The following is a 25,572-nucleotide window of genomic DNA, read 5'->3' as shown; positions in this document are numbered from 1 at the left end:
GTTTTCACCTTCATCCACCGCTGGTAACGCTAGGCGTCCCCGGCAGCGGATGCGTACTTTACGGACTCGCTAACGCCTTGGCAAGGGCTATTGAAAAATAACTGTAAAAAGAACGATTGGGCCGTTATTTGTTAACTGACATTCGTAGGTAAAACCCCTTCGGCACACCCCTCATTGGCGGTTACACTAGCCTATCTACCATCCTGCCGAGGTCCCTTATGAGCCACCATCTGCTAACTGTCGATTCATTAAATCGCGAAAGCGTTGATCACCTATTACGCGTCGCCGCGCGCATGGAGCCGATTGCCCAGCGCCGCCAGGTGACACGCGTATTAGAAGGGGCGGTACTCGGGAATTTGTTTTTTGAAGCCAGCACCCGCACACGGGTAAGCTTCCATACCGCTTTTTGTCGCTTGGGCGGCAGCGTATGTGACACGACCGGTTTTACCTTCTCATCGATGGCAAAGGGGGAGTCGCTTTACGACACCAGCCGCGTAATGAGCGGCTACTGCGATGCTATCGTGATGCGCCATCCTGATCAGGGCTCCGTCGCAGAGTTTGCGGCCGCGACCAATGTGCCAGTCATCAACGGCGGAGACGGCCCTGGCGAACATCCCAGCCAAGCGCTGCTGGACCTTTATACGATTGATAAGGAGTTTCAGCGCCTGGGGAAATCGCTTAGCGGTGCGCATATTCTGCTGACAGGCGATTTAAAGTACGGCCGCACGGTGCATTCACTGATTAAGCTGCTGTCACTTTATGATCCGCTGCGCATTACTCTGGTGTCACCGCCAGGCCTGGAGATGCCTTCACGACTCATTGATCTAGTTGCATCGCGCGGTCACCGCATTGAGCAGCGTGAGTCATTGGCCAATGACTTTGCAGACCTGGACGTGGTTTACACCACGCGCATTCAGAAAGAACGCTTTACCGACGAAATGAACGAGAGCTTCCAAGGGCTCTCCGATGATTTTATGGTCAATCGCGATTTTCTCGATCAGCGTTGCGGCCAGAGCACCATCGTGATGCATCCGCTGCCCCGCGATAGCCGCCCTGGCGCCAATGATTTGAATGTAAATCTTAACGGCGACCCGCGGCTGGCGATCTTTCGCCAAACAGATAACGGCATTCCCATGCGCATGGCGATATTCGCTACGCTGCTGAAAGTTGACGAACTGATAGAACAGGATCTGCGGCCTGTGCGCTGGTATGTGCCGTCACAAATAGGCACTTTGGATCGCTAAGTGAGAGGAAGATAGGGACTACAGAGAGAGACGCCCGCCAGGCAAACCCTCCTGGTGGGCAAACCAGCCTTCAAGAATGAGTATGGCCGCAATGCCGTCAACACTGTCTTGACGATAGTTGCCTTTATGGCCTGCCTCGCGAGCGATCATTTTCGCTTCCCGCGTAGTCCCGCGCTCATCGACCATTGCACACGGTTTACCGAAGCGGCCGTGTAAACGATTACCAAACTTGCGGGCGCGAATACTCATCTCTGATTCGGTACCATCCATATTAAGCGGCAGCCCTACCACTAACAGATCCGGCTGCCACTCATTGAGCAGCCGCGCAACGATGTCCCAGTCTGGAATACCCGCGCGCGCCGTGAGAGGCGTCAACTCACGGGCGCTACGCAATAGCTCATTGCCCACGGCAACGCCAATGCGCCGGGTTCCATAGTCAAAAGCAAGCACTAAGCGTTGGCCTGCATCGGCCATTACGCGTGCCCCGCATCTCGAGTCATCAGATTAAGGTCTACGCCCAATAAGCCAGCTGCGGTCGTCAATCGCTCGACGGGTGGCGTGTTAAACAGCACGTGGTGCTGGCCTTCTACGGTCAACCAGGAATTTTCTTTGAGCTCATCCTCAAGCTGCCCAACATCCCAGCCCGCACAGCCTAGGCAGACTAAAAACTGCTCAGGACCATCGCCATCAGCGAAAGCCTGCAAAATATCCAGCGACGTGGTGAGCGCAATGCCATCTTCCACCTGAACACTAGAGTCCCACTGCTGACTATCGCCAACGTGCAGAATAAAGCCGCGGTCTTTATGCATTGGCCCACCGTAATAGACCGGCGCATTACGATGCGGACTTGCGTCACCACCCAGCTCTAATTGATCAAATAAAGCCTCCAGCGTGATCTCCAGCGGGCGGTTAGTAATCACACCCATACAGCCGTTGTCATCGTGATCACAAAGATAGATAAGGCTACCGGCAAAGTTAGGATCTTCTAGATGTGGCATGGCCATGAGAAAGTGATGTTTCAAACTTTGCATGCGTCTCCCACCGCCTGCAGGGGCTCCAGCAGGCGTAGCGTAATAAATGAGTTGAGGGTGCAGCCCTGGTTTAGGCTAAGCGGCGCTCGATGGCATCCAGCAGCAAGCCGGCAATATTCGTGCCGCGCTGATCATCAATTTCACGCACGCAGGTGGGGCTAGTGACGTTGATTTCCGTAATATAATCACCAATCACATCTAGCCCGACGAACATTAACCCCTTCTCTCGGATCATCGGCTGTACCTGCTGAATCAGCCAGTGGTCGCGCTCGGTTAGCTCACGGCTAACACCACGCCCGCCGGCAGCCAAATTGCCGCGGGTTTCGCCCGCCGAGGGGATGCGTGCCAACCCGTAGGGCACCGGCTTGCCATCAACGAGCAAAATGCGCGTATCACCGTCTTTAATTTCGGGCAGATAGCGCTGCGCCATAATTTGGCGCTGACCCCGCAAGGAAAGCTGTTCAATCACGGCGCCAATATTGCGACCTTCTGGGCCAATATGAAAAATGCCCGTGCCACCCATGCCGTCAAGCGGCTTGAAGATCACATCGCCATGCTCAGCGTGAAAGGCGCGCAGCACATCATCGCGGCTGGCTACAATGGTGGGCGCGCAGCACTGAGGGAACTGCTGAGCAAACAGTTTCTCGTTGCACTGCAAGAGCGCCGCGGTGGGATTCACTACCAGCACGCCGTCACGCTCAGCAAAACCCAGCAGGTGTACCGCATTGGTAAAATCGGCATCCACCGGCGGATCTTTACGCATCAGCACCACATCCAGCTCGGCTAAGGGACGAGCAGAAGGCTCACCTAAGTCGTACCAGTGGTCGGGGTTACGGTGCACGGTCAAAGGGCGCATACGCGCGTAGGCTTGCCCTGCGTTTAAGAAAAGATCTTCCTGCTCCATATAGTGCAGGGTATAGCCACGCTCTTGGGCGGCCCACAGCATGGCAATGGTCGTATCTTTCTTGTAAGCGATGTCGCTGATGGGATCCATCACAACGCCGAGATGCAAATTTGAGTGGCTCATCGGGCATTTTCCAAACATAAACAATTGACGCTCAGTATGCCGTACTGCCCGTCCGGCTCCAACTGCCCCAACTAACTACTCGCTAAGAACTACTCGCTAAGAGCACCGGGCACTAAGCGAATAGCATCAGGTTCTAAGGTAATCAGCTGCTGCTTATAAAGACGTCCAATCGCTTGTTTAAAAGCGCTTTTGCTGACGCCTAGCCGGGCTTTAATTTCGTGCGCCGCACTTTTATCGCCCAACGCCAAATAGCCGCCGCTCTCACGCAGTGCCTGAATAATTTTATCGCCGACGATATCTAAGCGCGCGGCACCTGGCGGCAGCAGCGAGATATTCAAGCGGCCATCTTCACGGCGCTGCTTAACATAGCCTTTAACGGCTTGGCCTCTGCGCAATGGCTGGGTAACGTCATCTTGATAAATGAGCCCCCAGTAGCGGTGGTTCACAATGACTTTCATGCCCAGATCGGTGCGCTCGGCCACCATCACGGCCACCTCATCGCCTTTTTCTAGCGCCCAAGCGTCATCGGTCAAAAAACGATCAAGCTTCATGGTAGCCACTGGCCGCCCCTGGTCATCGCTATACAGCATGACCAGAACACGCTTACCGGGATCAGGGCGAAAATGTTGTTCGCTAAACGGTAGCAACACATCCTTAGGCTGCCCCCACTGTAAAAAAGCACCAACGTTATTAACGGCCGTTACCGTTAAGTACGCCACCTCACCCAACTGGGCGGATGCATCGCTAGCAGATCGAGGAGAGGAGTGTGACTCGCGGACCATGGGGAACGTCCTTCAAAAAATAGACCAGGATGACGGTGTCTTAGGGAGTACGCTAAAACGCAAATATTGGGGATCAATAAGCCATTATAGAGGATAGCTAAAGGCTATAATCGAAAGTGAGTACTTACAAATCTCCAAAATAGTGCTGGAGAAGAGTAAGTGCCACGACCGGGGCGGTTTCCGTGCGTAAAACGCGCGGACCAAGCGTTAAGGGCGTAAAGGAGGCGGCCTGTGCAGCGGCGATGTCGCTGTCACTCAAACCGCCTTCTGGGCCGATCAACAGCGCCACCGCAGCGGGCCGACTGTGCTGATCAAAGGCATTGCCCGTAGCCAAGTGCAGCATCAAGCGCAGCGGCTCTTGACGCTCTTCCAGCCATGCAGACAGCGCCATTGGCGCCTGTACGCAAGGCACCACGGCACGCCCACTCTGCTCACAGGCACTGGCAGCAATCGCCTGCCAGTGCGCCTGTTTTTTATCTTCACGATCGCCTTTCAAACGCACATCACCACGCTCTGTGTAGAGCGGCGTGATGGTCGCAACGCCCAGCTCAACGGCCTTTTGGATGGCATAGTCCATGCGATCCCCTTTGGAGATCGCTTGACCTAAATGCACCGTTAACGGCGACTCGCCGCTGCCCGCCCACACGGCCTCAACATGCGCCAGCGTTTGCTTACGACTCACCGCCGCCAGCCGTACGCCGGCCTCCTGCCCATGGCCGTCAAACAGCACCAGAGGCGCGCCTTCAGCCATGCGCAATACCCGAGTGACATGGCGAGCAGGCCCTTCAGGCAATGCAACGTCGCTGCCTGCTACAAAAGCAGCAGGCACATAGAGGCGCGGCATTTTGCCATGCTGGGCGTACCAGTCAGAGGCGTGCATCGCTTAGTGCGTATTCTCAGCGGCTTGCTTAGCTTCGCGCTGTTTGCGCTGGGCGTACATTGCTTCGAAGTTAACCGGTGCCAGCATCAGCGGCGGGAAGCCACCACGGTTGACCAGGTTATCGACGCACTCGCGGGCGTAAGGAAACAGCAGGTTCGGGCAGAAAGCACCCAGCGTTTGCTCCAGCTGCGCGCCTTCAATTCCTGCAATGCGGAATAAACCTGCTTGCTCAACTTCCGCGAGGAAAGAGGTAGTGCCGGTTTCGCTGTCGTTGACCTGAGCCGTCACTTTGACGACTACTTCGTACTGATCATCGGCAATTTTAGTGCTGGTCGTATTAAGATCCAAATTGACCTTCGGCTTGAACGACTGTTTAAACACCGACGGAGAATTAGGCGCTTCAAACGAAATATCTTTTACATAAATGCGCTGCAGCGAAAACTTAAGCTGCGGTTTTTCATCAGCTGCGGCACCAGCCTGCGGGGTGTTGTTATCTTCCGCCATGAGAAAACTCCTGATTATTTATTAAATAAAGATAGCAATGCTTACTTTTTAACCACTGGAAGGCCATCGCCTTGCCACTGCGCCATGCCACCCCTCAACTTAAAGGCTCGCTCGAAGCCAGCTTTTGCAAGCTTGGCCTGCGCGGCACCCGAGCTCTGCCCTTGCTTGCACACCACAATGACCGGCTGGGCTTTGACTTTTTCCAGTTCGTTCATGCGGCTATCGAGGTTGCTTTGCGGAATGTTGCGCGCCCCCGCGATATGCCCGGCTTTGAAGTCTTTGTTTTCACGGATGTCCAGCACCACCGCGTCTTCACGGTTAATGAGCTGAGTGGCCTGGGTTGAGGTCAACGCATTGGTGGAGGCACTGCGCGTTTCGTAGACAAGCCACGCTATCAGTACCAGCAAAAATGCCCCAACGAGCAGGGGGTGGTTCTGTACGAATTCGAACACTTGATCGATCATCGCGAACACAATCTCTTGGTCAATGCAGAAAAAAGCGGCCTAACCGCTGCCAAAACGCGACAAGTATACACGTCCGATAGCTTCCCGCGCAGGCCTTGATCATGACGCCTGGCAGTTGCCTGCGTTATGATGCCCCAAGCGTGCGCCCGTCGCGACCCTGAATTATCGAGCCGGTCGACTTGCCAATCCTAACGAGGTTTTCATGGACACTTCTCGCACCCCGCGCCCGGTGGCGCTAATTATTCTTGATGGCTACGGCCACAACCCCGACAGCGCCCACAATGCGGTGGCGTCTGCCGCTACCCCGGTGATGGATACGCTTTGGAAAAATCGCCCCCACGCCTTCGTTCATACCGACGGTCTTCACGTAGGTTTACCCGACGGCCAAATGGGTAACTCTGAAGTCGGGCACATGAATATTGGTGCTGGGCGGATTGTTTATCAGAACTTCACTCGCATCAGCAAAGCGATTGAAGACGGCGACCTAGATTCAAACGACAATCTCACGCAGCCAATTGATGAAGCCGTCGCGAATAATCGCCCGGTACACTTAATCGGGTTGCTGTCTCCGGGCGGCGTGCATAGCCACGAAGGCCACTTTATCGCCTTGGCTGAGCTCGCAGCTCGGCGCGGTGCTCAGCGTATTTTTATCCACGCCTTTCTCGATGGCCGCGATATGCCACCGCAAAGCGCCCTGCTCTCCATTGAGCGAGCCAATGCCCGTCTCGCCGAGCTGGTGGGCGCTGACAACGGCTTCGTCGCTTCGATTATTGGCCGCTTCTTCGCCATGGATCGCGATAATCGATGGGAACGCGTTGAGCAAGCTTATCGCTTGCTAACAGATGGGCACGCCGAGCATTACGCTTCCAGCGCCGAAACGGCGCTACGCGATGCCTATCAGCGCGGCGAAACCGATGAGTTTGTATCAGCCAGCAGTATACCGCTCAAAGACGGCTCCAAAGATAATGCAGTTACTCTGCAGGATGGCGATGCGGCAATTTTTCTTAACTTTCGCGCCGACCGCGCGCGCGAATTAACCCGCGCCTTTGCCGAGCCCGACTTTAAAGGCTTCGAGCGTCGGGCTTGTCCTACGCTTGCCGGTAAAGGGCTGGTGATGATGACCCAGTACGCGGCGGATATCCCTGCGCCTGCGGCGTTTCCGCCGTCTAACCTCAGCGATACCTTAGGTGAAGTGGTGGCCAAACGCGGCTTAACGCAGCTGCGTATTGCCGAAACCGAGAAGTATCCGCATGTCACCTTCTTCTTTTCCGGTGGCCGCGAAGATGCGTTTGATGGTGAAACACGCACTCTCCTGCCCTCCCCGCAGGACGTGCGCACTTACGACGAAAAGCCCGAAATGAGCGCCTATGAGATTACCGACAAGCTCGTAGAGGCCATTGATGGCGGCAGTTTTGATCTGATTATCTGTAACTATGCCAACGGCGATATGGTCGGTCACACCGGCGACTTTGACGCCGCGGTGAAAGCCATTGAAACGGTCGATATATGCGTAGGCCGCGTGGTTGACGCTATCGAACGCGCGGGCGGCGCCTGTTTAATTACCGCCGATCACGGCAATGCCGAGCAGATGGTGCATCCGGAAACAGGCGCCCCCCAAACCGCACATACTACCTTTGTGGTGCCGCTTATCTACGTCGGTGAGCGGGCGGCCTCGCTGAAAGAAGGCAGGCTATGCGATCTGGCACCCACACTGCTAACAATGATGAACCAATCCCAGCCCGAAGCGATGACCGGCAAATCATTAATTCACTTTCAGTCTGACACTCAGCCATAAATGCAGCGTACACGGCGATACTCGGCTGTGGTTGTCCTCCTGGCGCTATGCTATGCGCCAGCCGGATTGGCCCAGCAGGATGAAAGCACGGCGCGCCAGCAGCTTGATGCGATCGGTCAAGAGATTAAATCGGTTGCCGAGCGCCTTACCTCGACCGGCCAGGCGCGAGACAGTGCCGAGCGTGAGCTGCGTGAAGTTGAAACAGAGCTTGCCGAAACGCATCAGCGCTTAGACACCCTGCAGGCCGAGCGGCGTCAGCTTAATGACGAAACGGCCCAGCTGCTTGAGCACCGTGACCGGCTGGAATCTGAGCGCGCCAGTCAGTATGCCGCGCTTGGCCAGCAGCTCTCTGCGCTTTATCGCCTCGGCCCAACGCCACAGCTCAAGCTGCTGCTTAATCAAGGCAATCCCGCTGAACTTGACCGTATGCAGGCGTATATGAATCGCCTGACCGAAGCACGCAATCGTCGTTTAAGCGATATAGCGCGCCTCGATACGGCCTTGGCTGATACTCAAAACGCGTTAAGTGAACGCCAAGCCCGCCTTGATTTGCTCGCCGAGGAATTAGAGGATCAAAGCGCGCTACTCGCCCAGCGCACCACCGATCGCCGCGGCGTTGTTTCCAACTTGGATGACCGCTACGGCAGCGAAGAGGAGCGGCTGGCGGACCTCAACCAGAGCCGTGAAGAAGCGGAAAGCGTTCTGCGCAATATCCAAGCCGAGATGGCAAAGCTTGCTGAACCAACGCCAACTACGCATATTGTGAGTACTCGGGGCGACTTGCCATGGCCAGTACAAGGATCTATCAGCAGCGATTTTCATTATCGCGATGGCGTTCACTATAACGGTATTGTGATTCAAGCCAGTGCCGGTACGCCGGTGACGGCCGTTCACTCTGGCCGCGTGGTCTTTGCTGATTGGATGCGGGGGTTTGGTAACCTGTTGATTATCGATCACGGCGACCAGATCATGACGCTACACGCTCACTTACAGCAGTTCAGCGCAAGACCGGGGCAGCAAGTCAATCGGGGTGATGAAATTGGCCGTGTCGGCGATAGCGGTGGCCAGAGTCGTGCGGCGCTTTACTTCGAGGTTCGCCGTGGCGGCGAACCAATTAACCCACAGCGTTGGATTGCACGACGCTGACGGGATAAGCTGCATAATTATTGGCGGTTTTAGCGACCGTTTTAATAACAATTTTCAACGACAGTTTTTCAGTGACAGTGTTTTAACTACCGTTTTCTCAACTACAGGGTGGCGCGCTACGGCGCTACCTATCGCCTTGCGGAGTCTGCATGACGCTATCTGTTATCGGGGTATCAGCCCCCGCCAAGCGTTTCTTGGCCACCCTGCTCCCGATTGCTTTATTGTCGGTTCCGCTACCGTTGTTCGCTCAATCCAGCGCTAGCGGGGCAAATCAAAATGCCGGTGATACGCTGCCATTAGAAGAGATTCAGACCTTCGCCGAAGTGTTCGAGCGTATTAAGCGCGCGTACGTTGAAGAAGTGGATGACCGCACGCTGCTGCGCAACGCCATGCGAGGCATGCTTAGCGAACTGGACCCGCACTCAGCCTATCTGGATGAGGAGGAGTTCCAAAGCCTGCGTGAGTCGACCCAGGGCGAGTTTGGCGGCATTGGGATTGAAGTCGGCATGGAAGATGGCCAGCTCATGGTGATTACACCCATTGATGACACGCCCGCTTCACGCGCGGGGCTGCTGTCTCGCGATATTATCGTCGCCATTGACGGTACGCCCACCGCGAATCTGTCCCTTCAGGAAGCGGTGACGCTAATGCGCGGCGAAGCGGAAAGCGAGCTGCGTATGAGCATACTTCGTTCAGGCGAAGACACTCCGCGGGAATTCATCCTAAAACGTGAAATTATTCGCAGCGAAAGCGTTAAACATGAGCTGCTTGAGTCTGGTTATGGCTACCTTCGCATTAGCCAGTTCCAGTCGCGCACTGCGGAACAGGCTCGCGACGCATTGGCGATGATGGCCCGTGAACAGCCGCTAGAAGGGCTGGTGCTTGATTTGCGTAATAATCCTGGCGGAGTGCTTCAGGCTGCCGTAGGTATTGCCGACCTGTTCCTCGATCAAGGGCTGATCGTGTATACCGAAGGGCGTCTCTCGGATACCGCCATGTCGTTTTCCGCCTCGTCCAACACCCCCGCTGGCGATATTCCGCTGGTGGTGCTGATCAACGGCGGCAGCGCCTCGGCCGCCGAGATCGTGGCGGGTGCGCTGCAGGACCAGCGGCGCGGCATCATTATGGGAACCGACAGCTTTGGTAAAGGGTCGGTGCAGCAGATTATGCCGCTGGGTAATGGTGAGGGGCTAAAGCTCACCACCGCGCTTTATTACACCCCTAATGGACGCTCTATTCAGGCCCAAGGCATTGAGCCTGACGTCGAAGTCGTCCGCGGGCGTTTAGAAGTCGCCGAAAGCCGTCGTGAAATTCGCGAGGCGGATCTTGACGGGCATCTAAGCGCTCAACAGGCACCGCGTGACCGCCAAGAAATGGCCGAGCGCCTGCTTGACGATTATCAGCTCAGCGAAGCGCTTAACCTGTTGAAAGCACTTAACGTGGTTGATCGCCGCCGCTAACGGCAGGTCAGTGGCAGGCGGGCCCGCTCTCCGGTCGCCTGCCGCATTAGCATCCGCTTTAAGGGCACTTGCTGATTCATACCGCTCATGCCCAGGTTGCGCGCCAGCGTCAACACAGGATGATGACTGCCGAACAGCACTTTAAACCCCTTCATCAACGCCAGCATGGCAGCGTTATCAAAGCGCCGCCGGCGCTCATAGCGTTTTAGTGTGCTTATCGCCCCCCAGGGGGCGCCGCGCTGCCAGGCATGCACGACCTCTTCAGCCAATACCGCTGCATCCATGAGCCCCAAATTGACACCCTGACCTGCCAACGGATGAATGCTGTGGGCAGCATCACCGACTAGCGCAAAATGCTCTTGAACATACTGACGGGCATGGCGCTGCACAAGCGGAAAACGATGCGCCTGATCGCAGACCTTAACAGAGCCTAGCCGGTGGCCTAACGCTTGAGCCAGCGCATCGCCCAACGCTGAGCGAGAGCTACTGCACAGCTCAGCTGCATGCTCTGGGGTTGTCGACCATACAATTGAGCAGTAGCGATCGTCGTCCGCCACCGTTAAGGGCAGAAACGCTAGCGGACGACCATCGATAAACGCTTGCCGCGCCGTACCGCCGTGCGGCTTAGCACACTGCACGGTGGTCACTACCGCGTCTTGCTGCATAGCATCGCTAGCCACTTCAATGCCGGCCATTTCGCGCAGTGACGAATGCGCGCCATCGGCCGCTACGATCAGCGGGGCGTGTAGCCGGCGCCCGTCATCCAGCACCAGCCAATCCCCATCGGCCTGCTTATCAGCCTTCTGACTAGCGCGTTGCAAAGCCTGAATACTGGTACCAAAAAACGTCGTAACGTTAGGATGATCGACCACCTGGCTATTGAGCGCGGCTAGCGTGACCGCATTTTCCACAATATGCCCCAATACCAGAACACCCGCCTCATCGGCAGAGAACGCAATGTCACCGCTACCCTCAGCGTCCCATACCTGCATACCGCGATAAGGCGTTATCCGGGTTTGCTGCATCGCGGGCCAAGCCCCTAAATGCGTCAACAACCGCTGTGAAACCGGCGTTAATGCGCTGACTCGCGGGGCGGGCAGCGCGCTAGCTGCCTGCTTCAGACTAACGGGCGCGGGCAGTGCTTCAACAAGCGCCACACGCATGCCCGCTTGAGCCAGCAGCGCGCAAAGCGCGGTGCCGACCATGCCGCCACCGACGATAACGGCCTCAAACCGCTCAACCAGCGGCGCTCCTGGTGCAGCATTCATCTGCCATGCAGTGTTCGTGTGCATAGTTTTGTGTTCCTTGTTTGCGGCACTAGCGCTCTAACCCCATCGCGCGGCGCGCAAGGCTGCGACGCAATGGCCCGATGAGGTTCAAGCCAATTAATCCCGCAGCGCGAGCGTGGGGCAGTAGCGGAAACGAAAGGCCAAACAGACGCACTAAGCCATCACTAAACCGGATCACGTTAGCGCGATCTTGGGAGCGCTGCTGTTCGAAGGCTAGCAGGGTCGTTATGTCGCCCAATGGCCGCTGATCGAGCGCGCCTTGTGCTAGCGCATCGACTAGATCCATGACTCCGCGCAGTGCCAAATTAAACCCTTGACCGGCCACCGGGTGCAACGCGTGAGCAGCATTACCTAATACGGCAAGCCCTGGGCGAACCGGCTCGTCAGCTGTCACTAGTGACAGAGGATAGACATGACGAGTCCCTACTCGGGTAAAGCGACCTACGCGATCGCCGAAGGCATGCTGTAATTGCCGCAGGAATTCACGCTCAGACAGCGCCAGCCTTGCTTGCTCGCTACCGTTGGGGTGCGTCCATATCAACTCCATCGCCTGCCCGGGAAGCGGTAGCAATGCCATAGGCCCCAGCGGCGTAAAGCGCTCGTAAGCAACGCCCTGATGGGGCTGGCTAACACCCACATGAGCAATCAAGGCAGTTTGCTCATACGATTCGCGGCGACTGCCGATGCCCAGCTGCTCTTTAAGCCCCGAGCGGCCACCGTCAGCGAGCACCGTTAGCCCTGCCGTTAATTGACTACCATCGGAAAGCTGCAAGTGATGCCCGCCCGCCACGGGCGTAAGCTGCTCAACCGTGGCGGGGCAGTGCCAGGCTAACGGCAGCTGAGTAAGACGCTGATGAAGTACACGCCCCATCCATGCATTAGGTATCACATGGCCAAGCGCGGCGATGCCCAGCTCATCTGCGCTTAGCCGCGTCGCGCCTAGGCGGCCGCGCTCACTGATATGGATACGCCGTATCGGTGTTGCCTCGCGACGCATCGCCTCCCAAACACCCAACTGCTGAAAGCGCTGCGCAGAACCTTCCGCAATAGCGCTGGCGCGAGCATCAAAGCTGGGCTGCCACTGCGTTTCCAACGGCTTCGCCGGTAGCGGAGCAGATTCGACAATCGCGACCCGCCAGCCATAGCGCTCTATCAACGGTGCCAGGGCGCAGCCTAAGCTTGCACCGACCAACCCTCCCCCGATGATCACAATGTCATGGGTCAATGGTTGCTCAGCCGCTGAATCAGACTGCTGCATTGGCTTTCCCCTCTCATTACCGCCACCCAAAGGCAACTAATAATTCGTAACGTAAATTACATAAAGGCTATTATAGAGATTTTTAATTGCTTAATTCTTAGCCATTAATGCTTCAATTTCATTCACCTGCTTAGGCACATCGGCCGTCAACACTTCGTGACCATCGCTTGTTACCACCACGTTGTCTTCAATGCGAATGCCGATACCGCGAAAGACAGCAGGAATGTCGTTATCGCTAGGTATGTAAAGGCCTGGCTCAACGGTAAGCACCATGCCTGCCATCAATGGCTGAGGCGTCTTTTCGTCTAGCCGATAGGCGCCGACATCGTGCACATCTAGGCCTAGCCAGTGTGACGTTGAATGCAGATAAAAACGGCGATAACTCTCGTCATCAATGCGCGCCTGAACCTCTCCATCCAGCAAGCCCAACGCTATTAGCCCAGCCGTTAAATCGTGCACCACGCCAGTGTGAATATCTGCGAGCGATACTCCCGGCCGTATAGCGTTCACGGCCTTTTCTTGAGCGGTTAATACTACTTGATAGAGTGCTCGCTGAGCGTCACTAAATTGCCCAGTGACGGGAAACGTGCGGGTAATATCCCCAGCGTAAAGATCGAATTCGGCACCGGCATCAATGAGTACTAAAGACTCATCGGCGAGTGGCGCGCTGTTCTCAATATAGTGCAGTACACAAGCGTTGGCACCGCTGCCGACAATCGTGCTGTAGGCGGGGCCGCTGGCGCCTTGCCATACAAATTCATGCTCTAACTCGGCCTGTAGCTGATATTCACTCAGCCCAGGCCGCGATACCTGCATGGCACGCCTATGGGCGCGGGCGGATATCAGCGCCGCATGACGCAGCAGAGCAATCTCCGCCTCGCTTTTGATCAAACGCATGGCATGAATCAACGGGCTCACGTCCAGCCAGCCTTTTAGCGGCGGCTTTCCGCGTCTCAGCCCTGCCTGTGCTGACATCAACGCATCTTCTGCAATGGCCACGGCCTCGGCGCTGTCTAGAGGTAAATAAAGCAGCTCACGCTCGGCTAACAGCTCGGGCAGCCGCTCATCGCGGTCAGCGTTTTCGAACGCCTGATCAATCCCATGCTCTGAGATCACGCCGGCAGCGCCCAAGCGGCGACCTGTCCACGCCTCCAGAGCAGGATCCCGGTCCTGACAGAACACCACGCTCTCGTTGTCCGCTTTTCCGGGGAGCAGCAGCAATAGCGCATCGGGCTCACGAATGCCCGTGAGATAGTAGAAATCGCTGTTCTGACGAAAGGCGAACTCACTGTCGCGTGACCGGGTCATTAGCCCGGCACCTACAAGAATAACGGCGACGTTATTCGGCAGCTGGGCCATTAAGGCGTCACGGCGGCGGCGATATTCAGCCACGCCTATCGCAGATGGCCGAGGTAACAACTCAGGCAGCATAAAGCCTCCAAGCAGCAGAATTAATGAACGGGTGCGTCAGTTTGTTCTACTTGCGGCATGCCGGGATGCTGCTCGGTGTAAAGCAGCATAGCAGCCATACGGGCATGCTCGGTAAGCGCAAAAAGATCGTTTTCGTTTTCGGGGCTATCGTCGATATCGGCCTCCATTCGGCCGACCCCCTCTAGGTCCTCAATTGCCTCGCACAGCGCTTGCGACCAGCGCTCGCGAAGCTCGTTATCGGCCACTTCATCGACCACTTCGATAAAGCCTTGCGTCCATTCTTTAAGCCCCTGCGCCTGCTCTCCTAAAGAGAACAATTCATCAGGCAGCAGCGGCGTGTAATCCAGATCGCTGGCGCTTAACGCCTCCAACGTTTGGCGCCGCCAACCTAATAGGCGCTCTGCGCTGGCAGGATCACGGGGCTGTTCAATGCCCAGGCTCTGGCAAACTTCTTCAAGCCATGTCGCTGCGCTAACATCGCGCAGTGCTAGCAAAGCGCAAAGGCGGCCATCTAAAAATGCCGGTGACTGCATGCTGCCATGCAGTAAGAAAACATCCGCTACGTCAGAGAAATCCTGGCGCTCATCAATCAATGACATCGTTTCACTTGCTCCACTGGATAGGTTGGGATCGTATTGGCGATAGTGCTTACGCGTTGACCGCGTACAAGCGCCTCTCTTATAGTGAGCGACGTCTATCTTCCTATGCTGTGATGTTAACGCATTGGGCCCCTTGCTGGCCCGTGCTGGAGTCTTTGATGAGTAACGCCAAGCGGCCAACCAAAGAAATAACCCTGTTAGGGCGCGGTTATGTCATTGCCTGCGACACGGGCCAAGAAGCAAAACTGGACCGTGCCGCGCGCTACCTAGATCGCGCTATGCAGGGCATTAATGCGCAAAGTAGCGCCTTGGGAAGTGAGCGTGTTGCTATCATGACAGCGCTCAATATTACCCACGAGTTGCTCGAAGCAATAGATGAGCACCGTGCTGGCGAAGCGAATCTTAATCGCCTTAACGATCGACTTGACCGGGTGCTCGCCAAAACCCGTCAGCGCTAGTTAACGTTTTAACCAACACTTTGGCATTAGCCACGGCTCTGTTAGGATGACGGAGTTCTCTGGGGTGTACGCCAGTCGTTATAGTCCCTCGAGCCTATGCGCAGTACCCAGGGGGCCAAATGCTAGCCAGACCCGTGTGCATGTCCGTGCGTCGGAAAGCCTGACGGTCTGGCTGCGGCCACCCACCTTGAACCAGTAGGTTCAGGGCCAGAACGGCAGCGGCACCTTGGAGAACACCTCTGTATGAGCGTAAAGATATAGGGGAATAGCGGTTTATGAACAATCTCCATCACGCTACCGCACTACCCGACGTTGATAAACGCGCGCTACGCCGCTTTTTACGTCATCAGCGCAACGCCCTTTCCCAGCAAGAGCAGCATGTTGCGGCACAGCGCCTGTGTCATCAGCTTAAAACCCTGCCTGAAATTCGCCGTGCGCGACGCTTAAGCCTATATCTGCCTGTTAACGGCGAAATTGACCCAACCCCGCTCCTTACCTGGTTACGCAGGCGAAAGGTAGATGTGTACTTGCCCGTTTTACGGCCATTTAGTGACAATAATCTTTGGTTTGTTGCCTACCGCTCGGACACCCCCATGGTCAAAAACCGCTTTGGCATTTGGGAGCCTGACGAGCGATTTAGCGCCAAGCGTTGTAATCGCCTGCCCGCCTGGGCCCTAGACACGCTCATCGTGCCGCTAGTGGGGTTTGACGCCCAGGCCAATCGCATGGGCATGGGTGGCGGCTTTTATGACCGCAGCTTAGCGTTTATGCACCGCCTCGGCCCTTCACCTGCCCTGATCGGCGTCGCCCACGCTTGCCAGCAAGTCGCTTCGCTGCCGATTGAACCCTGGGACGTGCCTTTAAAGGCCGTGGTGAGCGACCAAGGCTGTGTACGCCGTCGATAAACTGCCATAAAAAAAGCTGATTCTGTCAAGAATCAGCTCATATGCTGCCTATCAACTGCACCTTGTCGGTTAACGGCGCTGCTGCAAAACGCTGTGGATTAACTTCCCGACAACGCCTGCGCATAACCCGTGGCGAGCACTCCTAATGCAAACACCACCATCAACGCCATCACCATATCAGGCTTCTTCCGCCGCATGCTACTTCTCCAACACCTTTACTGTTACCGAATGTCTTAAACCTGCCCTCTATTTCCGATCAAAACGTCGTGGCAGATTCGATTAATTTCGGCCACGACTATAGGGCTATAAGGGCACCGTTGACAACAGCGTAACCAACATTTTTTCACGCTTAATGAAACGTTTTCGTTAACAAATGTTGCCTAGCTGCTCTGGCGTTCAGGGTAAGCAACCACTTACACTGGTACAAACGATATTAGGCCATGAATAAGCGATAAGCGGGGTTATCACTCTCCCGCCAATAGCGGTAGCCAATAGCGTCTAAATGCTCAGCCACATGAGACCTGTCGCCATTAGGCACTTGCATGCCCACCAGCACACGACCATAGGCAGCGCCATGGTTACGATAGTGGAACAATGAGATATTCCAGTCATGGGGCAGCTGGGTAAGGAAGTTCATTAGCGCGCCCGGGCGTTCAGGGAACTCAAAGCGATAGACTTCCTCTTCAAAACGCTCGCTGGGGCGTCCGCCGCTAAGATGGCGAATATGCAGCTTCGCCAACTCGTTATCGGTAAGATCTTCTACCTGATAGTCATTTTCACGAAGTTTGTCGATCACCGCCTGGCGGTCTTCTCCACCCGGCTTCACCTGGATCCCCACGTAAACATGCGCTTCAGTGCTGTCGGCATAACGGTAGCTAAACTCAGTCACCATACGCTTGCCTAGCGTACGGCAGAACTTTTTAAAACTACCGGGTTTTTCGGCAATGGTGACCGCCAGGATCGCTTCGCGCTGTTCGCCTAGCTCCGTGCGTTCGGCAATGTGCTGCAGGCGGTCAAAATTGGTATTTGCGCCGGAGTTAATGCACAGCAGCGTTTGCCCTTCAGCACCGGTTTGCTGAATATACTTTTTCAGTCCTGCCAGCGACAGCGCGCCAGAAGTTTCCGCCACGGCCCGAGTGTCCTCAAAAATATCTTTCACCGCCGCGCACATTTCATCGGTATTGACGGTAATGACATCATCAACCAGGTCTTTCACTAGCGAAAAAGGCACCTCACCAATTTGCGCTACCGCGACGCCTTCGGCAAACACGCCCACTTGATCGAGCACGACCCGCTCCCCGGCTTCGAGAGCCGCTTTGAGGCATGCGCTGTCTTCGGCTTCCACACCAATCACTTTGATATCGGGACGCAAATATTTAACGTATGCCGCCACGCCGGCAATCAGCCCGCCGCCGCCAACCGGTACAAAGATGGCATCTAGCCGCCCGGCGTGTTGGCGCAAAATCTCCATCCCCACCGTGCCCTGCCCAGCGACCACATCGATATCGTCAAAGGGAGGAATATAGGTATAGCCATGCTCGCTAATCAGCTCCTGCGCATGCTCCGCCGCCGCAGCGAAAGCATCACCTTTAAGTATGACCTTGGCGCCCCTAGCGCGTACCGCCTGCACTTTAATCTCGGGCGTGATACGCGGCATCACAATCACGGCCTTAACACCCATGAGTTTCGCGGCCATGGCGAGCCCCTGCGCGTGATTACCAGCAGAAGCCGCAATCACACCTTTGTCTTTTTGCGCCTGGGTTAGCTGCGCCATTTTGTTGTAAGCACCGCGAATCTTGAACGAAAACACCGGCTGTAGATCTTCACGCTTAATCAGAATCTGGTTGTTGAAGCGACGCGACAAAAAGGGAGCAGGGGAAATCGGGGTCTCACAAGCGGCTTCATAAACGCGAGCTTGGAGGATCTTTTTGACGGTTGCTTCTAGCATGCGGGTATCCCAAGGGAAGAACGTGAACGGACAAAGCTTTTATTGGTAGCAGATTACGGCTAGCGGCGTCTAGCCGTGTTTCCATCGGCAAGCACCGTTTAGGCCGTTATACTAACGTCACTACCTCATTTCTAATGCACAGGCTTGCTATGAATCAGGATGAATTGAAGGCCGCGGTGGCGGACGCTGCGATTGAAGAAATTAAATCTCAGCTCGAAAAAGATACCATCTTAGGCATTGGTACGGGCTCTACGGCCAATCTATTTATTGATCGCCTCGGCCCGCTACGTCATCTATTTCAAGGTGCCGTGGCCAGTTCCGACGCCAGTGCTAAACGTCTCGAAAAACTCGGCATTGAGGTATTTGAGCTCAACAGCGTTGGCACGGTGCCCTTTTATATCGACGGCGCAGACGAAGTAAATGCTAACTTACATATGATTAAAGGCGGCGGCGCTGCGCTTACCCGTGAAAAAATTGTCGCCGCCTGCGCCGAGCGCTTTATCTGCATCGCAGATGGCTCAAAGTACGTGCCTCAGCTAGGCAACTTCCCCTTACCGGTTGAAGTCATTCCCATGGCACGCTCCTATGTCGCCCGTGAGCTAGTGGCGCTGGGTGCAGAGCCGGTTTACCGCCAGGGAGTGCTGACAGACAACGGTAATCCTATTATCGACTGCTACGATTTCATGATTAGTGACCCTGTAGCGATGGAGGCCAAAATCAATGCCATCGTCGGCGTCGTCACCAACGGCCTGTTTGCCGCTCGCAGCGCCGATATTCTGCTGTTGGGTAAACCCGGCGGCGTAGAGCGCATAGTTCTTTAAATCAGTTCTTTAAATGAGCCCGTTAAATGGGACCGCTAAATTAGCCCGTTAAGTCAGTGCGCTAACGAGGTAGCAACGCTTCCAGCCCCTCAAGCGTTCGGGCCAGTGCTCCAGTATGGCGATGAATCACTTCCCGACCGGCTTGCCCCACTTGAAGGGCAAGCTGCGGATTAGCGAAATAATGCGCTAAGGCGCTCGCCAAAGCCTCCGGGGTTTCGACCAGCGTTAGCGCCCCTGCCGCCTGTAGCGGCTCAGCCACATCGGCAAAATTTTCGATATAAGGGCCGCTGAGCACAGGCCTTCCTAGCGCTGCCGGTTCTAGCACGTTGTGCCCTCCAAGCGGCACCATACTACCCCCCACAAAGGCCACACGGCCCGCCGCATACAGCGTTGCTAGTTCGCCCAGCGTATCACCTAGATAAACCTGTGTTTGCGCCGTCACGGGCTGCTGTTGGCTGCGGCGGCTGAGCGCCCAACCTGCGGCAAGGCAAGCGTTGGCTACGTCATCAAAACGCTGGGGATGGCGGGGTACCACTATCAGCAGCGCCTCTGGATAGCGTCGTAGCAGCTGGCTATGGGCCTCAAGCAATAGCGCCTCTTCACCTTCACGAGTGGAACCGGCCACCCAAACTGCGCGCTCTCCCCACTCATGAAGTAAGCGCTCACCCTCTCTGAGGGCCTTTTCCTGACTGGCCATTTCGAACTTTAACGAGCCAACGAGGCTGATGGCTTCTGCACGGCAACCGAGCGCTTTAAAACGCTCGGCGTCTGCCGGTGACTTCGCGGCTAGCCAGCGAATATCGGCAAGGGTGCTGGCCATTAACGGGCGTAAGCGCTGGTAGCGTTTGAAAGCCCGTGGCGATAAACGCCCATTAACGAGAGCCACCGGCACGTCTTGTTGGCGACAGGCATGTATCACGTTGGGCCACAGCTCGGTTTCAAATAAAATAGTCAGCTCAGGCTGAACACGCCGCACAAAGCGTTTAGTCGCGCCGGGAAAATCCAGCGGCAGAAAGCAATGCGTCAGCCGAGCTTGATCGTGGGAGGACTGCTCATCGATCAGTGCCTTGACCTGCCCGGCGCCACTAGCCGTCATGGTCGTCAGCACAACGCTGTGCCCTGGATAAGACTTTAAGAGCCCTTCAATCAGCGGACGGGCGGCGCGCGCTTCACCCACCGAGGCACAGTGCAGCCAGATACGTGGCGCGGGCGGAAGCTGCCCAAGCCTTATTCCAAGACGCTGCCATCGTGAGTGAGTGCTTACTTGCTCTCGCCAGATGCGCCAGCCGATCAGCGGCGATAGCGTATAGAGCGCCGCTGAGTACGCAAGCCGTGGCCAAGCCGGTGAGGCCATTAGCGCTCGCGATCTAGAATAGAGCTAATCATCGCAGAGGTAGAGACACCGTCTTCAAACCCAAGCACCTTGACCTCGCCTCCATTGGCAATAACGGCGGCTCCTCCGGCGATATCTTCGGGCCGGTAGTCACCCCCTTTCACCAAAATATCCGGCAGTATCGATTCGATCAGCGCTTGGGGCGTGTCATCACTAAACGGCACGACCCAATCCACGGCGCCGAGCCCCGCTAACACCTGCATACGTCGGATTAGCGGATTGATTGGCCGCTTAGGCCCCTTTAGACGGCCAATGGAAGCATCGTCATTGACTGCCACTACTAAACGGTCACCGAGCCGCTTGGCCTGCTCTAGGTAGGCAACATGTCCGGCGTGCAAAATATCAAAGCATCCGTTGGTCATCACCACCCGCTCACCGCGCAACTGAGCAGCACGCACTGCATCCGCCAGCACAGTGGGCTCAATCACGCCAAACTCGGCCAGTTTGTCGCCGTGTAACGCAGTATACAGCTCGGCGATCGACAGGATCGCCGTGCCTGGTTTGGCCACCACTAACCCCGCGCCTAAATTAGCCAGCATCATTGCTTCGGGCAGCGCGTGCCCCGCTGCTAATGCCAACCCCATCAGGCCAATAACGGTATCGCCGGCACCGGTCACATCGAACACTTCCTGGGCACGCGTCGGTAAATGCAGCGGCGGCTGGCCTTCGCGGATCAGCGTCATGCCTTTTTCACTACGGGTAATGAGCAGCGCTTCCAACGCTAACTCAGCGCGCAGCGCTTCACCGCGGCTTGATAACTCAGCATCGGTGGCGCAGGGGCCAACAACCGCTTCAAACTCAGCTAGATTGGGGGTCATTAAACTCGCCCCGCGGTACTTGCTGAAATCTTGTCCCTTGGGATCAATCAACACGCGCTTACCGCTGGCACGCGCCTTAGCGATGAGGCTTTCAACTTGGTTCAGCGTGCCTTTGCCGTAATCAGAAAGGATCACAATATCGCAGTGAGGTAGCGCCGCTTCCACGTGAGCTAAAAGCTCGGTGGTATCGACACTATCCAAGCGCTGCTCAAAGTCTAGGCGCAGCAGCTGCTGATTACGACTCATCACACGAAGCTTAGTAATCGTTGGCACATCGGCACTATGTTGAAAGTAAGTGCTCACACTGGAAGCCATAAGGCTTGCTTCCAACAGCTGAGCATTATCGTCTTGGCCCACCACTCCAGCCAATACGGCGTGGCCTCCTAGCGAGGTAATGTTCAATGCCACATTAGCGGCTCCGCCCGGGCGGTCCTCAACGTCTTCGACGCGCACCACCGGCACCGGCGCCTCTGGCGAAATACGCGAAGTACCACCGTGCCAATAGCGGTCTAACATCACATCCCCCACGACCAGCACACGGGCATGCTCTAGGGCAGTTAAATCAATTTTCATGGATGCTCCTTAACGCTAGCCGTTACAGCGGTATGCGCCAAAAGTGCATCTAACTTGGCGATAACATCATCTGCTTTAATCAGCATCATGGCGCTGGGATGACGAACTCGCTGGCCCCAATTAACGTCCTCCACCGATTTGTGGAGATAGGTACGCACAGCCTCTGGATAAGCGTTGACCGCGAAGTCACGCCAGCAATAGGGCGCAGCGCGCATAGGGTTGGTCGATGCATATAGCCCCAGCGCCGGTGTGCCCACGGCGTTGGCCATATGAATAGGCCCAGTATCCGGTGCGATCACTGCGCGGGCTTGGTCAATTAGCGCCAGAACCCCTTTCAAGGACGTGCCGCCAATAGCATTAATGACGCTGTCAGGCTGACAAAGCGTTTCAATGTGATCGCCTATTGCACGCTCTTGAACACTACCCCCGCCGGTCAACACGCTTTTAAGACCGTGATGTACCCAAGCATGTTCAATAACACTGGCGTAGCCTTCTACCGACCAATTGCGGAAATTACGCAGGCGAACGTTGCTGCAAGGATTAATCACGAGATAAGGCGTCTCGCCGCTAATCACGCGCGCCTCGTTTAACGCCGTCGACGAGATGGGTAAATCCCATTCCAATCGGTCGTCTTCTACGCCCAGCACGCGTGCAAAGTCCATAAACGACTCCAGCACGTGAGCATTGGAATGGGGCGCTAGCTGATACTGGGTAAACCAGTGCTGGGCATCTTTGGCACGCGCTTTGTCGTAACCCACCCGCACATTGGCCTTTAGCCCCAGTGACAGAACGCTGGCGCGAATGGCCTGCTGCATATGCAGCAGTACGTCAAAGCGAGTATCGGCAAGCTGACGCCACAGCGCGCGCATGCCGGCAAGGCCGGTTGATTTGTCGTAAACGACGAACTCGACCCCGGAAAGGCCTGCCAGTAGACTGTGCTCCCCCTTACCTATAATCCAGGTAATACGTGCGTCAGGCCACTGGCGCTGTAACGCCCGCACCGTGGGCACCAGATTGCATACGTCTCCTAAAGCAGAGAGGCGCAAAATGGCAATGTGTTTGGGCTGAACAGGCAGAGAGGGCTTCATGCGCTTAGCGGCACTCCGGCAGAAAAATAGTCTGATTTTACATGATGCAGACAGTTTATGTGACGCACCGGGAACACACCAAATTCATCCGGGCTTATTCACGAGCGATTATTGGCGCAGGCAGGGGCTCATTGTGGGTGAAGCCCCGGGGCGAGGTAGCAGCTTTTTTCTGCAGGCAACGCCTACTGAACAATGGGTATTAAGGCCTTATCGACGCGGTGGTATGGCGGCCAGGCTAAGTGAGAAACGCTACTTTTGGACAGGAACTGAGCGTACACGAGCGTTTCGTGAGCTGCGCTTAACCGCTACTCTTTTTGCGCAAGGGCTCCCCGTACCGCGCCCCGTCGCCAGCTGCGTTACCCGGCATGGTTTAACCTATGAGGCTGCGTTGATGACGGTACGCATCCCCGGTGCACGGGCGCTAGCCGAGCTGCTTAACCGTCGCCAGGCAGATGATGCGTTATTGCAGCAAGTAGGCTCGATGATTAAACGCTTTCATCAGGCAGGGCTTGATCACGTGGACTTAAATGCCCGCAATATTCTGATCGATAGTAACGACACGCCGTGGTTGATCGACTTAGATCGCTGCCGGCTACGTTCGCCGGGCAAGTGGCAGAACGACAACTTAACGCGCCTGAAGCGATCGCTCATTAAATTTAACGCGGAAAATAGCTATTCATCAATACTAGACGGCTATCAGTAATTACATAGCTTTTACACTAAGCCTTTTGCTCTAACAGCTCTTTTGCTAACTGCATCACGTCATCAACCACAATATCAGGCACGCCAAGAGAGCAAGAAACAGAGCGGCTATTGTCTCTCGTCAAAAACCACTCGGGCAGAGACTCTTTAAATAGCACAATTTGCCTGACACCTAGAATGTGGGCAATGTGAGAAGGCCCACAGTCATTGCTAACAAAAATCTTACATCCTTCTACCATGCTAAACAGAAGATCGACACTCGGCTGATTAAAGACCGTATATCCTTTTCTTTTTAGTATGCTTGTTTCTTCAGTTTCTTGCGGGCCCGTAATGAAAAACACGTTTTTCTCACCATTTTCGACAAACTGATCAGCCAACTGCATGTATTTTTCTATTGGCCACTTCTTTTCCTCTTTACCTGCCCCCGGAACGAGCAAAACACTGTCTAAAAAACGTTCATCGTGGCTAATAAACTGTTTCAAATAAGGAACAGAAGATGCGCATGTTTCATTCATTAGTTGTAAAAATAAATCTGCTCTATAGATAGATACATCTAACGGTAGCGTATGCGTGTAAAAAGCCCCCGTTTTCTTAAACCCAACGCGATGAGGTATCTTCAACAACAGCATTTGTAGAGCAACACCAATACTCGAAGGTCTCAAGTTGAACCCGATATCAAAATTATATTTTTTAAGTAAATAAAATTGATCTCTCTTGTTAATAACTTCTAAACTATCTAAAAATCCACTATCGACAAGAAAACTAGCACCGTTGTTTTTTGTTACGCCAACCAATTTAGCCCCAGGGTACTTTTCCCTTAGCATCACTAAAAATGGCACGTGCACTAAATGGGCACCAAAAAAAGGCCTGTTATGTAAAAAAATCACAATATGGCGTTCATTTAATAGCATTGTCATTTTTGGACTAACTCTTTATATCGCTGACTATATTTCTCAGCCATCGCATCGCTACTGTAAAGATGCAGTGATGAAAATGCAGTATCTATAACATGATGCCTTAACATAGCGTTGTCTCTGAGCATTAAGAGCCGATCTTTTATTTCACTAGCACAGTCAACAGAAACCAGAAAACCTGTTTCATTAGTTTTTATAAGATCAGGAATGCCGCCGACATCGCTCGCTATAATAGGGACACGAGCATTCATTACATCTAAAAGCACCGACCCTAACCCTTCATTTCTTGAGGGGAATACAAAAACATCAAATCCAGACAAATAATCATTAACATTATCTTTAAAGCCCGCCCAGACAATATTGCGAATACCTTCGCTTTCTTTTTTAAGCGCTGCTTCGTCTTCGCCTTTACCAAAAAAAACAAAAACATACTCGGGGTAATCATGTTCTAAACTTTTGGCTACATCCATTAACACACGTTGCCCCTTATGACGATCCACAAGCGCACCAGCATGCCCAACAATAATTTTGTTTGGATATTGCTGCTTAAACTCAACGGCTACTTTCGGGTCGTTTACAGCGCCAGAATGAGCGCTTGGAATTGTGTATATAGGAGATGTGGTAAAGCTTTTTAGCTGCTCGGCAATAACGCTAGAAATCGCCACGCAGTAGCCTGCATTTCGATAAAAAACAGTATTGCTCCATTTACGCTTAATCGGCGTATCGACACGGCGAGTAATAATATAAGGCGTTTGATAAAGCTTATTATGCAGCCAGGCCCAATGCACTGCTTTGGCTTCATGCGCATGGACAATATCAGCGCTGCCTGCCTGCCTATGGCCAGCCAATTGATGACCTGCATTAACAAAGACCACGCCCGGGGTCTCGGCTAGTTCAGCACGTAGCGGTGACGATAATTGACACACGAGTGTTTGGCGCTTTATCTCACTTAGCTTAGCGAGTGCTTGAATTAAAAGGACTGTTTGACGCTCTCCTCCACGAAAGCCTTTGGCCAGATTGACATGAATAATGTGCAAAAGCG

At 54.8% G+C, this 25,572-nt stretch carries 25 protein-coding genes and 1 other RNA gene; 9 read left to right on the top strand and 17 right to left on the bottom strand.

The features are described 5' to 3' along the window. The first annotated feature begins 218 nt into the window (after positions 1-218). Positions 219-1,244, top strand: coding sequence for an aspartate carbamoyltransferase (locus ACT3TR_RS09080; RefSeq protein ID WP_444624780.1), 1,026 nt, complete (start codon positions 219-221; stop codon positions 1,242-1,244). Between the two features lie 18 nt (positions 1,245-1,262). Here ACT3TR_RS09080 and ruvX read toward each other — a convergent pair whose 3' ends face one another. The 7 genes from ruvX to ACT3TR_RS09045 all read right to left on the bottom strand — a co-directional run bounded on the left by ruvX (position 1,263) and on the right by ACT3TR_RS09045 (position 5,932). Continuing rightward, on the bottom strand, positions 1,263-1,718 hold the full coding sequence (gene ruvX, locus ACT3TR_RS09075; RefSeq protein WP_193062948.1) for a Holliday junction resolvase RuvX: 456 nt from the start codon (positions 1,716-1,718) through the stop codon (positions 1,263-1,265). After that, complete coding sequence (locus ACT3TR_RS09070; RefSeq protein WP_096276617.1) at positions 1,718-2,275, bottom strand: YqgE/AlgH family protein; 558 nt, start codon at positions 2,273-2,275, stop codon at positions 1,718-1,720. The genes ruvX and ACT3TR_RS09070 overlap by 1 nt, the downstream gene beginning before the upstream one ends. A 70-nt stretch (positions 2,276-2,345) precedes the next feature. Further along, on the bottom strand, positions 2,346-3,302 hold the full coding sequence (gshB, locus tag ACT3TR_RS09065; protein WP_444624781.1) for a glutathione synthase: 957 nt from the start codon (positions 3,300-3,302) through the stop codon (positions 2,346-2,348). Between the two features lie 89 nt (positions 3,303-3,391). Next, positions 3,392-4,084 (bottom strand): CvfB family protein, encoded by a 693-nt coding sequence (locus tag ACT3TR_RS09060; RefSeq protein ID WP_193062952.1) that lies wholly within the window; start codon positions 4,082-4,084, stop codon positions 3,392-3,394. Between the two features lie 124 nt (positions 4,085-4,208). Next, on the bottom strand, positions 4,209-4,964 hold the full coding sequence (locus ACT3TR_RS09055) for a 16S rRNA (uracil(1498)-N(3))-methyltransferase (protein ID WP_444624782.1): 756 nt from the start codon (positions 4,962-4,964) through the stop codon (positions 4,209-4,211). Between the two features lie 3 nt (positions 4,965-4,967). Then, positions 4,968-5,468 (bottom strand): protein-export chaperone SecB, encoded by a 501-nt coding sequence (secB, locus tag ACT3TR_RS09050; RefSeq protein ID WP_441672001.1) that lies wholly within the window; start codon positions 5,466-5,468, stop codon positions 4,968-4,970. Positions 5,469-5,509: 41 nt separating this feature from the next. Then, positions 5,510-5,932: a rhodanese-like domain-containing protein gene (locus ACT3TR_RS09045; RefSeq protein WP_444624783.1), complete on the bottom strand. Its 423-nt coding sequence runs from the start codon at positions 5,930-5,932 to the stop codon at positions 5,510-5,512. A 202-nt stretch (positions 5,933-6,134) separates the two neighbouring features. On the opposite strand from ACT3TR_RS09045, the gene gpmI reads away from it, so the two are divergent. The 3 genes from gpmI (at position 6,135) to ACT3TR_RS09030 (ending at position 10,333) form a co-directional block, all read left to right on the top strand. Then, positions 6,135-7,727: a 2,3-bisphosphoglycerate-independent phosphoglycerate mutase gene (gene gpmI, locus ACT3TR_RS09040; protein ID WP_444624784.1), complete on the top strand. Its 1,593-nt coding sequence runs from the start codon at positions 6,135-6,137 to the stop codon at positions 7,725-7,727. Further along, positions 7,728-8,873 carry a murein hydrolase activator EnvC family protein gene (locus ACT3TR_RS09035; protein WP_444624785.1) on the top strand — a complete coding sequence of 382 codons (1,146 nt, stop codon included), beginning with the start codon at positions 7,728-7,730 and terminating at the stop codon, positions 8,871-8,873. 149 nt (positions 8,874-9,022) lie between these two features. Then, entirely contained in the window at positions 9,023-10,333 is a 1,311-nt protein-coding gene (locus tag ACT3TR_RS09030; RefSeq protein WP_441684334.1) for a S41 family peptidase, read from the top strand. Here the strand turns inward: ACT3TR_RS09030 and ACT3TR_RS09025 are convergent. The 4 genes from ACT3TR_RS09025 to ACT3TR_RS09010 form a co-directional block, all read right to left on the bottom strand. Continuing rightward, positions 10,330-11,625, bottom strand: coding sequence for a UbiH/UbiF/VisC/COQ6 family ubiquinone biosynthesis hydroxylase (locus tag ACT3TR_RS09025; protein ID WP_444624786.1), 1,296 nt, complete (start codon positions 11,623-11,625; stop codon positions 10,330-10,332). The genes ACT3TR_RS09030 and ACT3TR_RS09025 overlap by 4 nt on opposite strands. A 25-nt stretch (positions 11,626-11,650) precedes the next feature. Then, complete coding sequence (gene ubiH / locus ACT3TR_RS09020; protein ID WP_444624787.1) at positions 11,651-12,880, bottom strand: 2-octaprenyl-6-methoxyphenyl hydroxylase; 1,230 nt, start codon at positions 12,878-12,880, stop codon at positions 11,651-11,653. A gap of 90 nt (positions 12,881-12,970) precedes the next feature. Further along, positions 12,971-14,311, bottom strand: a complete 1,341-nt coding sequence (gene pepP / locus ACT3TR_RS09015; RefSeq protein WP_444624788.1) for a Xaa-Pro aminopeptidase — start codon at positions 14,309-14,311, stop codon at positions 12,971-12,973. Between the two features lie 20 nt (positions 14,312-14,331). After that, complete coding sequence (locus ACT3TR_RS09010) at positions 14,332-14,910, bottom strand: UPF0149 family protein (RefSeq protein WP_193062971.1); 579 nt, start codon at positions 14,908-14,910, stop codon at positions 14,332-14,334. Between the two features lie 158 nt (positions 14,911-15,068). Between ACT3TR_RS09010 and ACT3TR_RS09005 the strand changes: the two genes are divergently transcribed. From ACT3TR_RS09005 to ACT3TR_RS08995, 3 genes are all read left to right on the top strand, one after another. Then, complete coding sequence (locus ACT3TR_RS09005; protein WP_193062973.1) at positions 15,069-15,368, top strand: cell division protein ZapA; 300 nt, start codon at positions 15,069-15,071, stop codon at positions 15,366-15,368. Between the two features lie 53 nt (positions 15,369-15,421). Continuing rightward, positions 15,422-15,605: non-coding RNA, 6S RNA (gene ssrS / locus ACT3TR_RS09000), on the top strand. Between the two features lie 38 nt (positions 15,606-15,643). Then, the gene (locus ACT3TR_RS08995; protein WP_193062975.1) at positions 15,644-16,273 is read left to right on the top strand and encodes a 5-formyltetrahydrofolate cyclo-ligase; all 630 of its coding nucleotides are present in this window, start codon (positions 15,644-15,646) and stop codon (positions 16,271-16,273) included. 433 nt (positions 16,274-16,706) lie between these two features. Here the strand turns inward: ACT3TR_RS08995 and ilvA are convergent, their stop codons facing one another. Next, a complete protein-coding gene (gene ilvA, locus ACT3TR_RS08990) occupies positions 16,707-18,221 on the bottom strand; it encodes a threonine ammonia-lyase, biosynthetic (RefSeq protein ID WP_193062977.1) in 1,515 nt (504 codons plus the stop codon). Between the two features lie 149 nt (positions 18,222-18,370). On the opposite strand from ilvA, the gene rpiA reads away from it, so the two are divergent. Then, complete coding sequence (rpiA, locus tag ACT3TR_RS08985; RefSeq protein ID WP_193062979.1) at positions 18,371-19,042, top strand: ribose-5-phosphate isomerase RpiA; 672 nt, start codon at positions 18,371-18,373, stop codon at positions 19,040-19,042. Positions 19,043-19,103: 61 nt separating this feature from the next. Here rpiA and waaA read toward each other — a convergent pair whose 3' ends face one another. The 3 genes from waaA to ACT3TR_RS08970 are packed head-to-tail and all read right to left on the bottom strand — an operon-like array spanning position 19,104 to position 22,914. Next, the gene (gene waaA / locus ACT3TR_RS08980; protein ID WP_444624789.1) at positions 19,104-20,396 is read right to left on the bottom strand and encodes a lipid IV(A) 3-deoxy-D-manno-octulosonic acid transferase; all 1,293 of its coding nucleotides are present in this window, start codon (positions 20,394-20,396) and stop codon (positions 19,104-19,106) included. After that, positions 20,396-21,826 carry a bifunctional D-glycero-beta-D-manno-heptose-7-phosphate kinase/D-glycero-beta-D-manno-heptose 1-phosphate adenylyltransferase HldE gene (hldE, locus tag ACT3TR_RS08975; protein ID WP_193062983.1) on the bottom strand — a complete coding sequence of 477 codons (1,431 nt, stop codon included), beginning with the start codon at positions 21,824-21,826 and terminating at the stop codon, positions 20,396-20,398. The genes waaA and hldE overlap by 1 nt, the downstream gene beginning before the upstream one ends. Further along, positions 21,823-22,914, bottom strand: a complete 1,092-nt coding sequence (locus ACT3TR_RS08970; RefSeq protein ID WP_193062985.1) for a glycosyltransferase family 9 protein — start codon at positions 22,912-22,914, stop codon at positions 21,823-21,825. Before ACT3TR_RS08970 ends, hldE begins: the two co-directional genes overlap by 4 nt. On the opposite strand from ACT3TR_RS08970, the gene ACT3TR_RS08965 reads away from it, so the two are divergent. After that, positions 22,913-23,617, top strand: a complete 705-nt coding sequence (locus ACT3TR_RS08965; RefSeq protein WP_444624790.1) for a 3-deoxy-D-manno-octulosonic acid kinase — start codon at positions 22,913-22,915, stop codon at positions 23,615-23,617. The two genes, ACT3TR_RS08970 and ACT3TR_RS08965, sit on opposite strands and share 2 nt — an antisense overlap. A gap of 16 nt (positions 23,618-23,633) precedes the next feature. On the opposite strand, the gene ACT3TR_RS08960 is transcribed toward ACT3TR_RS08965, so the two are convergent. Beyond that, complete coding sequence (locus tag ACT3TR_RS08960; RefSeq protein WP_444624791.1) at positions 23,634-24,533, bottom strand: glycosyltransferase family 9 protein; 900 nt, start codon at positions 24,531-24,533, stop codon at positions 23,634-23,636. Then, the gene (locus ACT3TR_RS08955; RefSeq protein WP_444624792.1) at positions 24,530-25,567 is read right to left on the bottom strand and encodes a glycosyltransferase family 4 protein; all 1,038 of its coding nucleotides are present in this window, start codon (positions 25,565-25,567) and stop codon (positions 24,530-24,532) included. The genes ACT3TR_RS08960 and ACT3TR_RS08955 overlap by 4 nt, the downstream gene beginning before the upstream one ends. Positions 25,568-25,572 lie beyond the last annotated feature (5 nt).

Source organism: Halomonas sp. AOP12-B1-6 (assembly GCF_052379225.1).
GTDB lineage: Bacteria > Pseudomonadota > Gammaproteobacteria > Pseudomonadales > Halomonadaceae > Vreelandella > Vreelandella casei.
Note: the sequence above shows the minus strand (reverse complement) of the source record. Positions and strands in the feature narration are given on the sequence as shown.